A 15,091-nucleotide genomic window follows, 5' to 3' on the forward strand; every position below is an offset into this window, starting at 1 on the left:
CAGGCGTGTGGCAGCGCCGGGGTAGAGACGGTGGCGCGGTCGCACATGTTCGCACCGGATTGCAGCGAATGCGCCGCTCGCGACCACTGCGTTCCGGACGATGGTTGCCGTGCGCCCGTCGTCGCTCGGCAACCGGGACGGCAGCGGCAAGCCGGTCAAGACCGACTGTTGCCATGCGCATGGCGCGTCGCGCGATCTCGTGAAGACGCTGTGGCCCGAATACCATCAGCCGGCACAGGCGGCAACGGCGGACTGACCGGTCCGCGGCGCCGGTCGCGAGCGCAGCGCCCGTATCGGGCCGGCGCTCATGTATTGAACCGGTTCGTCGCCACCCACTCGAGCGCGGCGACGGATTCCGGAAAGCGGCACCAGCGCCGTCAGGCTCGCAGCGCGGTGTGGTACGCCGCCTCCTCCGCGCTGCACGCCTGCCGGTGCCCTCCCCCGTCAGCCAGCTCCCTTCAGTTCGATCAGCAGATCCTTTGCCGCGACCCGCTCGCCGACCTTCACATGCACGGCGGCGATTTCGCAATCGCGCTCCGCCGCGATGTGGGTTTCCATCTTCATCGCCTCGAGCGCGATCAGCGTCGTGCCGGCCGTCACGCGCTGGCCCGGTTGCACCGCCACCGTCACCACCGAACCCGGCATCGGCGCGGCAACGTGCAGCGAATTAGCCGGATCGGCCTTCGGCAGGCTGTGACGCTCCTTGCCCGCGTGCACGGTGGTCTTCTGCTCGACCAGCGCGGTGCGCGATTGACCGTTCAGTTCGAACTGCACCTTCACCACGCCGTCCTGCGCGTCCGCATGCTGCCCCTGCAGCGACACGAGCAGCGTCTTGCCCGGCGAGATGTCGATCGCGACCTCTTCCTGCGGCTGCAGGCCGTACAGGAAAGCGGGCGTCGGCACGACCGACGTGTCGCTGTACGCGCGTACGTGCGCGTAGTAATCGACGGTCTGCTTCGGATACATCAGGTACGACGCGAGTTGCCGGTCGTCGAGCGGCCGCTCGCATGCCGTCTCGGCCTGCACCCGGGCCGCGTCGAGATCGACTGCGGGCATCTGGTCGCCGGGACGATACGGCGCCGGCGGCTCGCCCTTGAGCACCTTGCGCGACAGGTCCGCCGGAAAGCCGTCCGGCGGAAAACCCAGCTCGCCCTTGAACAGCGACACGACCGACTCCGGGAACGCGATGTCCTTGTCCGGATTGCACACGTCGTCGACGTTGAGGTCGTTCGCCACCATCATCAGCGCCATGTCGCCGACCACCTTCGACGTCGGCGTGACCTTGACGATGTCGCCGAACAGCCGGTTCACGTCCGCATACGCGCGCGACACTTCGGTCCAGCGATGGTCGATGCCGAGCGAGCGGGCCTGCTCGCGCAAGTTCGTGTACTGGCCGCCCGGCATCTCGTGACGGTAGACGTCGGCCGTGCCCGCACGGATCTCGGATTCGAACGGCGCGTAGTAGCGGCGCACGCCCTCCCAGTACATCGACGCTTCGTGCAGGCGGTCCGGATCGAGCCCCGGGTCGCGCTCGCTGCCGGCCAGCGCCGCAGCGATGCTCGACAGGTTCGGCTGCGACGTGAGGCCGCTCATCGCGTCGAGCGCACCGTCCACTGCATCGCAGCCCGCGCCGATCGCCGCGAGCACCGACGCCGCGGCGATGCCGCTCGTGTCGTGCGTATGGAAATGCACGGGCAGGCCCGTCTCCTCCTTGAGCGCCTTCACGAGCGTCGCGGCCGCCTGCGGACGGCAGATGCCGGCCATGTCCTTGATGCCGAGCACGTGCACGCCGGCCTGCTGCAATTCACGCGCGATGCCGACGTAATACTTGAGGTCGTATTTCGCGCGCGACGTGTCGAACAGGTCGCCCGTGTAGCAGATCGCGCCTTCGCACAGCATCCCGCTCTCGCCGACCGCATCGATCGCGACCCGCATGTTGCGCACCCAGTTCAGCGAATCGAACACGCGGAACACATCGACGCCCGCCTGCGCAGCCTGCTTCACGAAGAAGCGCACGACGTTGTCCGCGTAGTTCGTATAGCCGACCGCGTTCGAGCCGCGCAGCAGCATCTGGAACAGGATGTTCGGCACGCGCTCGCGCAGCAGCGCCAGACGCTCCCACGGATCTTCCTTCAGGAAGCGCAGCGCCACATCGAACGTCGCACCGCCCCAGCATTCGAGCGAGAACAGCTGCGACAGCTCGCGTGCGTAGAACGGCGCGATCGGCAGCATGTCGGCCGTGCGCATGCGCGTCGCGAACAGCGACTGGTGGGCGTCGCGCATCGTCGTGTCGGTCATCAGCACCTGCTTCTGGTCGAGCATCCAGCGCGCGAAGTTCTCCGGCCCGAGCTCGCGCAGCCGATCACGCGTGCCGGGCGGTGTCGCCGAGGTCGTATCGATCTTCGGCAGCACCGGCTTCGGCAGCGGCAACGCCGGCAGCGTGCGGCCATCCATCTCGCTGTTGCCGTTCACGTTCAGCTCGCCGAGATAGCGCAGCAGCTTCGTCGCGCGATCGCCGCGCTTCGCGAATTCGAGCAGTTCCGGCGTCCGGTCGATGAAGCGGGTCGTGACGTCGCCCGCGATGAACGCCGGATGGTTGATCACGTTCTCGAGGAACTGCAGGTTCGACGTGACGCCGCGAATCCGGAATTCACGCAGCGCGCGGTCCATCCGGTGGATCGATTCGGCCGCCGTCGGCGCCCAGGTCGTGACCTTCACGAGCAGCGAATCGTAGTACGGCGTGATGACTGCGCCGCCGTATGCGGTGCCCGCATCGAGCCGCACACCGAAGCCCGCCGCGCTGCGATACGCAGTGAGCCGGCCATAGTCGGGCAGGAAGTCGTTCTCCGGATCCTCGGTCGTGATCCGGCATTGCAGCGCATGACCGTTCAACGGGATCGCCGGCTGCGCCGGCACGCCGGCCGCACGCTGCACGATCGCGCCGCTGCTGTCCGTCACGTCGTCGTCGAGGCCGATCCGGCCGCCCTCCGTGATGCGGATCTGCGCCTTTACGATATCGATCCCGGTGATCATCTCGGTCACCGTATGCTCGACCTGGATGCGCGGATTCACCTCGATGAAATAGAACTGGCCAGTGTCGGCATCCATCAGGAATTCGACGGTGCCCGCGTGCGTATAACCGACCGCGCGCATCAGGCGCAGCGCCGCTTCGCATAGCGCCTGCCGGCCGTCGTGATCGAGATACGGCGCCGGCGCACGTTCGACCACCTTCTGGTTGCGCCGCTGCACCGTGCAATCGCGTTCGTACAGATGCACGACCGTGCCGTGCGTGTCGCCGAGCACCTGCACCTCGACGTGGCGTGCGTTGCGCACGAGCTTTTCGACGTAGACCTCGTCGTTGCCGAATGCCGCCAGCGCCTCGCGCCGCGCGGCGGCGAGCAACGTCTCGAGATCGCGTTCGCTTTCGAGCACACGCATTCCGCGTCCGCCGCCGCCCCAGCTCGCCTTGAGCATAAGCGGATAGCCGACCGCCGCGGCCAGGCGCTTGCATTCGTCGAGATCGTGCGGCAGCGGCGCCGTTGCCGGCATCACGGGCACGCCTGCGGCGATCGCCGCATTGCGCGCGGCCACCTTGTTGCCGAGCGTGCGCATCACGTCGGGCGCGGGGCCGATCCAGCGAATGCCGGCGTCGATGACGGCCTGCGCGAAATTCGGGTTCTCGGACAGGAAGCCGTAGCCGGGGTGGATCGCGTCGACCTTCGCCTGCCGCGCAACGCGCAGGATATCGTCGATGTCGAGATAGGCGGCGAGCGGTTTCTTGCCTTCGCCGATCAGGTAGCTCTCGTCCGCCTTGAAGCGGTGCAGCGCGAGGCGGTCTTCCTTCGAATAGATCGCCACCGTGCGGATGTTCAGCTCCGCGGCGGCGCGCATCACGCGAATCGAGATTTCCGAGCGGTTCGCGATCAGGATGGACTGGATGGGGGTATGAGTCATGGTAAGCAAGGATCAACGGTCGTCGGACGAAACCGGCCCACACGATGTGTCACGGTCTGAAGCGATGCGGGCCATCTCAAGCAAGTGGCAGGCCAGCGTCGATCGCCACACCTATGTGCTTGATTTGACTATCGAATGGCAGCGCGTTCGATTGCAACACGTTTCAAAACTGCAAGCAGGTTTGCAGTTCTGAACCGTTTGGTCGACCGGACGGACGGTCCAAGTGACCGCCCGTCTGCGGGTCATCGCTCGGTCGTGCGTGCCCATCACATTACTACGCAGCTCAGTACGGACTCCGCGCAAGCGCTGGTATTCCATTGTTATGGAGTTCGAAATGTCAGGGAACAAGCGGTGCCCGCGTTCGAACGGGCATTTCCTGCTATGGATTCGCGGTGAATCGCTGACCGGTGCACGCGAACACCGACGTTGCCGCGTATGGGATCGTGCGGTTCGGAGTGGGTGGTCTGCCGCGACACGCATCTCACGGAGCATGCGTTCCGCGTCGGCACGAAGCGGCGAGGCTTCGCTAGTCGTGTCAATTCACGATGCAGATCGCATCAGCACCGCGCACTCCCGGCGGCCTTTTCGCCAGGTAGCCATTTATGGGAAATGCCGATGTCGGCCGAACCCCACGCGCGACATGGTTGTACCGCGCAATCTCGCCTTCAAAAGACGCCCAGCGCGAGGCCTGCCGCCAGACCGGCGCCGAGTTCAGCGCAGCGTGCGAGATCGTCGGCGTCGATCGACTTGGGTGCCAGAATGCGCTCGGGTGTTTGCGCATGGGTGCAGACGATCAGGCCCGGTGCGACGTTCTTGAGCCGCCATCCGGTCGCGATGCGGTCGATCTGGCGCAGCGCGTTCTGCCCGTCGCTGCCGGCGCAGATCATCACCGCATACGGACGGCCGTTGACGCGATCGAGCGCCGCGTAATAGCAGCGGTCGAAAAAATCCTTCATCAGCCCCGACATCGCGGCAAGGTTCTCGGGTGTCGCGAACAGATACGCATCGGCCGCGAGCACATCGTCCGGGCTCGTCTCGTCCGCGCGTTGCAGCCGGACCGTCACGCCGGGCTGCTCACGTGCTGCGTCGGCGGCCGCTTCAGCCATCTGCCGCGTGCCTCCGGTCATCGTATGGTAGATGATCAGCAGCGTCTTCATTCGTGCTTGCTCACTGTCCGTCCTCTGAATCGCGCCGGCGGCGGCGCGTTGTCGACTCGTTCACGATGCAACCGGCGACGTGTCGACGCGCGGTTCGGTCGTGCGACGTGCATCGCGTGACGCGCGTTGCTTCCTCCAATGTAGGCCAAACGCTCCAATTCCGAGATCGAGCAACGACCAGCGACACCTGGCGACGTGTTCCGGCTGGTACGGCGCTGCATTGCGCTTCAACGCCGGTTCCTTGTGCCGCTCCCGCCCTCACTCGCGTTCCGCTCGTAGTACGCGAGAAACATGTCGGCCGCCGATTCCGCGACCTGCCTCTGCGCCTTTTCGCCAAGCGGCGGTTGCCCCATCGTCACCTGCGGCCAGAACGCAAAAGCCTTCACGACACCCTGCAATTGCTGCGACGCGAATGCGGGATCCGGAACCGCGAGCCGGCCTGCCGCCGCTGCTGCACGAATCCAGACCGTCACGTCCTCCTCACGTTCGCCCAGGCGCTCGACCATGTCGCGCGCGCGTTCCGGCGAATGGATGCCTGTTGCGATCGCGACCCGCGCGAGTGCAAGAAACGCATCGTCGTTGAGCAGGCGCAGCTTGCGCGCCAGCAATTCGACCAGTTGCTCGCGCAGCGGCACGTCGCCGCGATAGGTCGGCGCGTTGCCCGTATGGGTCGCATCCCACAGCTGGCGAAGGATTGCGGCGAACAATGCTTCCTTGCTCGGGAAATGGTTGTAGACAGTGCGCTTCGACACATCCGCACGTGCGGCGATCCGGTCCATGCTGGTCGCGTCGTAGCCGGCCGCGAGAAATTCCTCGATCGCGGCGCTGACGATGGCCGCGCGCTTTCGATCGGTCAGACGTTGATGAGTGATGTTCGTATCCATCTTGAAATTTTACACCCGGCAGTTTACTTTTCTCGAAAACAAACTACACTGGCCGGTGTACTTTCGTTTCCGACGGATTTCCATGACATCGCTCCCCGATTTCATTTATCGTACGCTGGGCTTCGCCGCCGTCGAGCGCGGCCGTGCTCAGTCCGCAGCCTCGCCGCAACACGACGGCGAACGTTTCCGCAATGTCGCACCGCGGCCGGTCGAAGGGTTCGGCAAGATGATGCGCGTCATGTGGAACATGCTGTTCAACAAGCCACGAGAAGCGGTGCCGGCGGGCCCCGTCCCGGTCGATTCGCTGACCCGCGAACAGCTCGAGGCGGCGCCTGATCGCAGCCTGTACCGGCTCGGGCATTCGACGCTGCTGATCAAGCTGCGCGGCGAATTCTGGCTGACCGATCCCGTCTTCGCGGAGCGTGCGTCGCCGTTCCGCCGCGTCGGCCCCAGGCGCTTCCATGCGCCGCCGATCGCACTTGCCGATTTGCCGCCGCTGCGCGGCGTGATCCTGTCGCACGATCACTATGACCACCTGGACCGCGACACGGTGCTCGCGCTCGCCGCAACAACCGGCGTGTTCGTGACGCCGCTCGGCGTCGGCGACCGCCTGATCGAATGGGGCATCGATGCAGCGAAAGTGCGCCAGCTCGACTGGTGGCAGAGCGCAGAGATCGGCGGGCTGACGTTGACCGCCACGCCCGCCCAGCACTTCTCCGGCCGCAGCCTGTTCGACGGCAACAGCACACTGTGGGCGTCCTGGGTAATCGCCGACGAAGATCTGCGCGGACGCTGGCTCGTGCCGATTCACAACGGCACCTTCGATCTGGCAATGCATCGCTGGCAGGAGCCGTTCGAGCGCGTGACGACGCTGGCGGTTGCGCGCGGCGTCGAACTGTCGACGCCGCGTATGGGCGAGCGGCTGGATCTGACCTCGCCGCATCGCGGCGAGCGCTGGTGGCGCAAGGTGGCTGAAATGGCACGTACGCAGAAGTCGCTGTGGCCCGCGGTTTGTGCATCGCGTGCGGCCAAATAGGTTTGTCTGCCTGGAAACGGCGGCCTGCGGGTCGCCCGGTTCGGCCGTCGGGAGAACGGTCGCGACGACCTAGACCGCTTGGGCCGCCCTTGGCGTGTCGGACAGAGTCACGATGTTCCGCCGGTAAACGGCCGGATCGACATGCTGTTTTCCGGATTTCCCCGATTCCCCGCGCCTTTTGGTTGCTGGCTGGCGTCATCCGCACCTGACGATGGTTTGGTGAAGGGTGCATCGTTCCGTATATGAACCCGAGTATCCGCTCGCCTTTCCGCGTCGCAGTGCATGGAGACCCCATCCGTCACGCCCCCTCCCAACCCGACTTTTCCGGTCGGCACTGTTGAGAATTGGCAATCCCATCGCGAGAATCCAATGCGGACGAGCAACGATCCTACGGTTTGGCGAAACCTCCGGCGAATGTGCGGTACAAGTAATCGTTCGGGACGTTTGCTTGCCTGAATCTTCACACGTCCGTAAATGTGCACGATCCGATTCGCAAAAGTTCGATACAACCGCGCGAAGCGAACCGAGGGCAGTGACGTGATAGGGCCGGCGATTGTAGGTCATCGAAAGCGGGACCGCGAAGGGAATCTGCGGCAGGCACTGGTCGACGGGGTGGCGAGGTGGCAGAGGGCGTCGAGCATCCGCCTACCGCGATTCCGAAACTGAGCCTTTACCGAAAGGGGCGCCGACGTCACCGATCCTTCTGGTGGAGTCTTTGCTCACATCGTGCAGGGCACCAAGCGAATGACCCGGAGCACCGAAATCTTATACGACGCCAGTCGCATCCTGATCACCTTGTTCTAGTTGCCCGCGTCGACGTAAGGGCTCGAAGCGAGCCGCGAATGGCCCTACCTCGGATTCGCTCTGAAACTCGACTTGCGGGTAACGACCGAACTGTCGGTCCAGGTCAAGCCGGATCACACGGATCCGCCGGCCGGCCCGCGTCGTTATCGTCGACATGACCGTCCCTTTGTGCGACGCGTTGAACAGACTGCTTGCGCTGCTTGACGCCCCGGATGCGCTTCCCGTTCTCGCACCGTATACCGAACGGGAAATCTGCTGCCTGCTACCGACGAGCGATTAGGGCGCTCGCCTCCACCAGAACGCGCCCATCGGGACGCAAGCCAACACGATGAGCCGCGCCGGCTAATGCTGTCGGTACGGCTCGATGCCGCGTCGGGAAATCGACAATTTGCGCAGTGGCTCGAGCGTTGGACTGCCGACCATATCGTTTGCACGGGTTATTGAATCAATGGATTGTAATGACGCGCGTCGCTTGAATTGCTTCACGAAGTGTCGATCCATTGCTGCAGCTTCATATGCATCACGACTGACCTGACTGCTCGGGCCATGAATCACCGCTGGCGCCTTACAAGCGCTTGCGCTTTGATGACAATTCATTGGACGACCAAGGGCGTTATGCACGGTTGTCACGTGACAACTGCCCTCGTTTCAGCGCGTGCACCCCGGCGTTATCGATTAGCCAGACGGCCGAAACGTATCAAACACTACAAAACACGTTTCAAAATGCACTGTTTCGCCGTTGCCCATCAACTCCTGTGGGAATTAGTCACGGAATAGCACTCACCCCTATCCCGTCGAGTCAAAAACAGGCCGGATGCGTGAAACAACGTGAAGATTTTCCTGTAAACCCTTATCACACAAGGATTTGCGAGCATGCCCCATTTCTCACATTTGTTTCACGATGTGGGTCGCGGCTCTTCCACGTCGGCAACTCAAACGTTTGATCCAGCGCCGCTTCTGCGCGACGCTGCCTTATCGACGTTTGGTGATTGCGACAGAAACTCCCCATGCGGACACTCATCCGTCGACGCCAAGACAAGCGCGACGGATCCATGATCCGACAGACGGCGTATTCACCGCCAACGATGAGGCCAAGATTATTGGGGTCACATCAAACACTGCGAATAGCCTGCGCCGATGAACTTGTTGCCCCGTGCATAACGCACGACCCACACTGCATACGCTGTCAAGCACGCGGCAATCACTCTGTCACCCGGAAGCGGGAAGCACTGAGGCCTACCGCGAAGTGGCGAATCATATTCGACGCATTTCTGGGAATAGGAACCGCACTCCGACCGAATGAACGGGTCAGCTACTGCGCATCCAATAATAGACGTCACTATGCTGTCGGGATACTGTAGCCTCGACCGCTCGAAGAGTTGTCACGTGACAACTCTTCGACCAGCGATAGATTCCGAGTCAACGCTATGTTCTCCGCGTCACTGGAATTTCACCGTGTACGGAAGGCGTCAGCCGTCTTTTTCTTTCTATTACCTGAACAGCTGTTACCACGCCCGCGCCCCTGGGCCGCGGTTGTCACGTGACAACCGGAACCCGCAGTGTCATCAATTCCTCGCACCAAGTGGAGACATCGTCGACGTGTCACCTTGCAGATAAACGATGCTTGCAGTCGCGCCAACTCCCATTCGCGGGTGCATAGTTATTTGTCACGTGACAACTGCACATTCATTAGCCAGCCCCAAACCTCATCGACTCGTTGAGTGCCATCAGACCAGCATCGAGTCATCGATCGAAATTTGTAATGCTTTTCGATAACACTTCCGCTTGATTGAATTTCCCGCTCTTCGATTCCAAGTCGAATTTTCGCAGTGGGCCTTATCGTCGTTTTTTCTCACGTACGTTCTCGAACGACACGCGACGAACGTTGGCCATCTGTCCGATTGTCACGTGACAACCATCTCGATCTAGAAAATTTCGCTGCAAAAGACGTCTTGTCTGGACATTTCTCCAGCAACTGAATATATTACGCAAAACTCCTTGGAGGAATTTAATGGCTTTCAAGATCGCCGTCAGCAATCAAAAAGGTGGAACTGGAAAGACAACCATCTCCGTCAACATCGCGGCAGCCTTTGAGGCCGGCGGGAACAAGGTTGCGCTTATCGATGCCGACCCGCAGGGCACCTCGGTGCGCTGGGTCACGAGCGGCGAGAACACCCTGCCGATGACCGTCCTCTCGCTGGCACCTGCAGGGCGCGGCATCGGCGGAGAGATCAAGAAGCAGGACGCGCATTTCGACGTGATCGTCGTCGACTGCCCCGGCAACCTCGAAGACCCGCGTATCGCGTCGGTGCTCGAAGTCGCCGACTTCTGCCTCGTCCCGCTGTCACCGTCGCCCGCGGATCTGTACAGCACCGTCGCGATGATCCGCATGATCGAATCCATGCGCGCAGTCCGTAACCCGAGCCTTTCTTCCGCATTGATGCTCAATAGTGTCAATGGAAAAACTAAAATGCGTGAAGAAATTCTAAAAATTCTAAAGGCTGAAGAAATAGGGGAGCATCTGCTGGATAGCCAGATCGCCCAACGCGAGGTGTATCGCCAGACCTTCGCGCTCGGAACCACCATTCATCACCACAATCGGTACCTGAAGGGCCTCAAGGAAGCCCGTGCGGAGATCGAGAGGCTGGTCACCGAAATGGCTCAATACATCGCGTCGACGCGAGCTACCGGAACCGCTCATGGCTAAGGACACATCGAAAGAGAAGAAGGCGACGGGCAACCTCCACCTCGCAGCCGGTCTGCTGCGCGGCCTCGCGCAGGAAAACGCGGCGCTGGAAACACGGCTGCCCGAACCGTCGCCGGCCGCACCCGCTGCGAACGAGACGCCGGTGCTCAAGCAGGTCGTGGCAGCGCCCGTCGATGCAACGGATCTCGGTGCACCTCAAAAGGTTGCCGTGAAGGATTGCATCCCGAACCCGTTCAACCCGCGGATCTTCTATTCGGAATCGAGCCTGCACGAACTTGCGCTGACGTTGAAGCGGGAAGGGCAGATCGAGCCGATCAAGGTGACCCGGCTGCCGGAGTTTCCCGGCAAGCTCGTCGTGATCGACGGGCAACGCCGGTTGCGCGCCACGAGCATCAACGGCGACGAATACATCAACGCGACGTTCCGGTCGGATCACACGCCGGAGCAGCTCTATACGATCGCCTACCGCGCGAACCACGATCACGAGCGCCAGACGATCTTCGACGATGCGGTCGCGTGGAAACGGCTGCTCGACGAGAAGGTGTTCCCCGACCAGAACACGCTGGCCGAAAAGATCGGCAAGGACAAGGCGACGATCAGCAAGACGCTTTCGCTCAACGCGCTGTCCAATACGCTCCTCGAGCGGATGGCCGCGGCGAACGACGTCGTCGGCCTGCAGGCTGCGTATTTCCTGAAGCTGATCTTCGAGCGGCTCGGCGAGCCGACGGCCGACCGGCTGCTGTCCGCGGTGATCGACCGCAAGAAGTCCGTGCGCGATCTCGAGAACTTCCTGCGTACGCAGAGCGACGCAAACAAGAAGGCAGGACGGACACGTTACAGTGTTCGTCACGACTTCGCAGTCGATTCGCGCGCAATTGGCCAGTTGAAGACCTACCCCGACGGGCGTCTCGATCTGCAGCTCAAGGGCGTCGACACCGCGCATCAGGAGGCGCTTGCCGACAAGCTCAAGGCGGTGATTGACACGTATGTCGCCGAACTCGCCAGCGCGCAAAAGTAAGGTGCCCAAATAAAGAGGCCTCGCAAATTGCGAGGCCTCTTTTTCAGTTCCCGGCGAGACTGCTTCGGAGCAGGAACTCCAGCAGGTCATCTGAAGTCGGCTCGCCCCAGGTGTCCAGCGCGAGCCACCGGAAGAAGCTCGTTTGCGCGAGCTTGCTCGCCTTCTTCTTCGGCGACAGCGTCAGATCCTTCGAACCTGCCACCGTCTCGTTGTAGCGCTCGATGAGCTTGGTCTGGTCATCGATCTCCAGTTCTCGGAAGTACGCGCCTGCCTCGTCGATCTTGGCCGCAAGATACTTGTCGCGGATCTGTTCCTGCTTGCTCTGCTGGGTTTCTTTCGCAGGGGCGGCCGCGTCAGTCGACTGTCCGTCAGACAATGTGTAGCCGTGCGTCAGCGCCTTGCGGAAATACGCGCCCACATTGTCGATCGGCGCCGCATTCTTCTTCGTGGTCCGATTGAGTGTGTACGCGATGGCGGCCTTGATGCGCTGTACGCCGTATTGCGTAATCAGCCGGCGCGCCTCCGATCGCGGAATGCCGAACTTCGCGACTTCGTCGACGAGCGCCTCGTTCTTGACGTCGCCTTCCTCCACCGTGTCCGCGCTCGTTTTGCGCATCACCTTGAACTGCACCGCTTCCACGCTGCGGCCGGACTTGTGTTCGATCAGTTCCAGCGTGTGGTCCGAAACTTCGTTTACCTCCTGAATGCACGGCACCAGGACCTTGCTCTTGAACAGCTTGTATTCCTTGTACGACTGCGACGCCTTGTCCTGGCCGAGGATCAGATCGCGAAATTTCGGCAGCGGAATCTTCGCGGTGATGCCGATCCCTTCGTAGCGCACGGTGTTCTCCCACAGCGCGAGCGAATGCGAACGCCGGAACTCGCGCGCAATTCGCATATCGATCAGCGCATAGATTTCGGGGTTGAGCAGCTCGCTGCGAATCTGGTCCGAGAAGCTGTATTTCAGTACCGATTGCTCGAGCTCGGCACCGGCCAGCAGGCCCGACGCCTTCCAGACCGTCGAGCGATCCGCGGCCAGATAGTCCCAGTTGACGACGGTGCTGATGAGCGAGTTCACCGTGTCCTTCACGTACTTCGTGTTGTTGCTGTTCAGCCCGCTTTCGTGCGAAAGCGACGCGATCGAAATCGAGAAGCTCGTGCGCCCCGGCTCGAACGCCTCCTGCCGGAGCGCGTTCTTGATCAGCGAACTGAACATCTTGCGCTGCTGCAGGCCGATCTTTCCCGACTTGGGCGCGATGTGAATCGCCTGGACCGCCTTGCGCAGCAAGTCGGGAGGCTCTGGCGTCTGGAACAGAGAGACCTGTTTGTCGGAGCCTTTGCTTGCGGGCTTTCGCGGCATCGTGATGTCCGGATAAGGTTGCCTTGTTGAGAGCGGACTTTATACCTTTTCATCTCCGGGAGCAACGTCCTTGCTCGCATGTCACTTGCACAATCGCAGCTAACTTATCAGCGACAAAGGGTTTTTTTTGACGAGGCGACCCGCGTTTTTCCCCATAACCATCTACCTATCCGCCAATACCCATCCCAAAAGCAGCTACCTTTCGTACGTGGCAATCGTGTTGGGCTTCGCCAGGGCCCGGTCTAAGGTACCCGTTTATGGTAAGCAAACGACTAAAACTGCGGGTTTCAGTGGAATCCGTGGTGCTGTGCAGCACGACGCTGCTTTCCTCCCATAACGGGCTACCTTGAATAGCTCCCATGGATGGGCACCTTCGGAGACGTCCAAATTCTGGAGCGTGCGATCATACAGCGCCGATGCGGCAGGATCGGTCCCATAGAAGGCAACCTTCAAAAATCCCCATAAAAGGGGACCTTTACGGTCGACCGATCCTGTTTATGGGGAACCCCGGTTCGAGCTGCTAGCAGAGACTGGTTGGCGCGCCGGCAACTTCAGCCCATAAGTGGCTACCTTTCTGAGTTCCCATAACTTGCTACCCAAGGACACGCCCGAAGCAATCACCCTCGCCCGATCCCGTCTCGACCTCCCATAAATGGGTACCTCAACAGGCTCCCATAGACGGCTCCCCATGAAGTTTCGCGACCAAAATCCCATAACCGGCTACGCTTGCCCCATATCCACATCCCCGAATCCCCACAGCCTGCTACCCATCTCCCCAAATCCACAGACCTGAGACACCAGACCCTTCTACCTCTGCTCCCATAAATGGGTACCGAACACTGGTCAAACCCTTGCCAGTCAAGGCTGTGAGCCGTCTAAAAGTAGTTAAAGTAGTAAACGTTGCTTTCTAAAGATGTAAACACACGTGCGCTCCAGGAAAGACCACGCCCCCATAAACCGCTACCCAGTAGCTGCCGGTAGCTGTATTTGGTGGCTCCGGAGCCGCGACTGTGGACGCTTCCTCGGGTCGCAACGCACCATCTCGTCGGTATTTCAGCCGCCTGAACGCCAAATCAGGACGTGAGTACCTACTTACAAGCACCGAAACGTAGAAAGTTATGGGAGCAAATCGGGTGAAAAACGCTGATTCCAGTCGATAGGTTCCCTGTTATGGGAGTGCAACCGTCCGTCTCGGTGTCAGGTATCCATCCATGGTTGGCGGCTCGACCACCACTTCAGGTGTGAGCAACATCCGGATCTGCGCCGTCCGACCGAGGGTCTCCCGTGACACAGCGGTGCGCCATTCGAAGCACTCTTCACAGCCTGGCCTGTGAGTGACTCGAATGCTTGCGACGCCTCACAGCAAAATTTGCCGATCGCGGACCGGAAGGCATCAGTCTTGGCGGATCCAGTTGCGCGTTGGCGAATATCCCACGTGCAGACACTCTCGCGCCTGTGCATCGACGCGCCTACGAGATGCCTACATCAGTTCGTATCGACCCTTCATCCATTTCTTCCCACGATCGTTCATGAAACGCTGCATCCCGCGGGCGTACCTCTAACGTGTTTCCTGTGGCGCACGCCCACCTCGTCGTGATTCTTCCGTCGACGTGAGTGGATTGATGCCGCAGCGTCTCACCGAAATCAACGCGACATCCGGTTCCCGAAGAAGCTCACCTTCCTGGCATAGCCGATCCCGGAAAAGCTCACCGTCATGATGTTCTGCACGAATTGAATGAGCCGATTTCTGTGGCGTCTGTCAGCTGGAGTGGAGGCACACAGACTGTCGAATTCCACGACCCCGGAACCCTTACGACGCCGCTCTTCCTGTGAGGTTGTCCACGTTTGTCTCCCGTCGTCGTCGCCTTGATCCCACAGCATTCGACCTCTGTTGTGCGACCTGACGCGCGCAATCACGACACAGTGCGATTGACCGACGCGGTGAATGAAACAACTCGCCCATCTTCACTTCGGCGTCGGCGGCGCACGCAAGGTATCCGGTCATGGTCTGTTCCAGCCAAAGGTATAAAACGGCACGCGCTACAGGTAACGTCGCTCGGACAGGTGTGGTGACCTATTGGTCGAGATGGCTCGTCTGCCTCCCGTCCCTACACGTGAGCCGGAATCGATGCGGCTCGATCACCTTGCTGCGCTCCACCCCGTCGTGCTTT

The 15,091-nt window shown here is 61.4% G+C and carries 8 protein-coding genes and 1 pseudogene; 5 read left to right on the forward strand and 4 right to left on the reverse strand.

Annotation, left to right across the window (positions count from 1 at the left end):
- Positions 1–43 precede the first annotated feature (43 nt).
- Positions 44–256 (forward strand): annotated as a pseudogene (locus ACV22Z_RS19350) (DUF2889 domain-containing protein); the annotation flags it as partial.
- Positions 257–444: 188 nt separating this feature from the next.
- Here ACV22Z_RS19350 and ACV22Z_RS19355 read toward each other — a convergent pair.
- The 3 genes from ACV22Z_RS19355 to ACV22Z_RS19365 form a co-directional block, all read right to left on the reverse strand.
- A complete protein-coding gene (locus ACV22Z_RS19355) occupies positions 445–3,954 on the reverse strand; it encodes a pyruvate carboxylase (RefSeq protein WP_448077895.1) in 3,510 nt (1,169 codons plus the stop codon).
- A gap of 665 nt (positions 3,955–4,619) precedes the next feature.
- Positions 4,620–5,111: a flavodoxin family protein gene (locus ACV22Z_RS19360; RefSeq protein ID WP_448077896.1), complete on the reverse strand. Its 492-nt coding sequence runs from the start codon at positions 5,109–5,111 to the stop codon at positions 4,620–4,622.
- Between the two features lie 227 nt (positions 5,112–5,338).
- Positions 5,339–5,995 (reverse strand): TetR/AcrR family transcriptional regulator, encoded by a 657-nt coding sequence (locus ACV22Z_RS19365; RefSeq protein WP_448077897.1) that lies wholly within the window; start codon positions 5,993–5,995, stop codon positions 5,339–5,341.
- An 82-nt stretch (positions 5,996–6,077) separates the two neighbouring features.
- Between ACV22Z_RS19365 and ACV22Z_RS19370 the strand changes: the two genes are divergently transcribed.
- The 4 genes from ACV22Z_RS19370 (at position 6,078) to ACV22Z_RS19385 (ending at position 11,560) form a co-directional block, all read left to right on the forward strand.
- Positions 6,078–7,031: an MBL fold metallo-hydrolase gene (locus ACV22Z_RS19370; protein WP_448077898.1), complete on the forward strand. Its 954-nt coding sequence runs from the start codon at positions 6,078–6,080 to the stop codon at positions 7,029–7,031.
- A 925-nt stretch (positions 7,032–7,956) separates the two neighbouring features.
- Positions 7,957–8,115: an AraC family transcriptional regulator N-terminal domain-containing protein gene (locus tag ACV22Z_RS19375; RefSeq protein ID WP_448077945.1), complete on the forward strand. Its 159-nt coding sequence runs from the start codon at positions 7,957–7,959 to the stop codon at positions 8,113–8,115.
- A 1,731-nt stretch (positions 8,116–9,846) separates the two neighbouring features.
- On the forward strand, positions 9,847–10,542 hold the full coding sequence (locus ACV22Z_RS19380) for a ParA family protein (RefSeq protein ID WP_042585344.1): 696 nt from the start codon (positions 9,847–9,849) through the stop codon (positions 10,540–10,542).
- Positions 10,535–11,560 carry a ParB/RepB/Spo0J family partition protein gene (locus tag ACV22Z_RS19385; RefSeq protein ID WP_448077899.1) on the forward strand — a complete coding sequence of 342 codons (1,026 nt, stop codon included), beginning with the start codon at positions 10,535–10,537 and terminating at the stop codon, positions 11,558–11,560. Before ACV22Z_RS19380 ends, ACV22Z_RS19385 begins: the two co-directional genes overlap by 8 nt.
- A 43-nt stretch (positions 11,561–11,603) precedes the next feature.
- Here ACV22Z_RS19385 and ACV22Z_RS19390 read toward each other — a convergent pair whose 3' ends face one another.
- Positions 11,604–12,920 (reverse strand): RepB family plasmid replication initiator protein, encoded by a 1,317-nt coding sequence (locus tag ACV22Z_RS19390; protein WP_448077900.1) that lies wholly within the window; start codon positions 12,918–12,920, stop codon positions 11,604–11,606.
- Between the last annotated feature and the right edge of the window lie 2,171 nt (positions 12,921–15,091).

The sequence above is a fragment of the Burkholderia sp. PU8-34 genome (assembly GCF_053427725.1).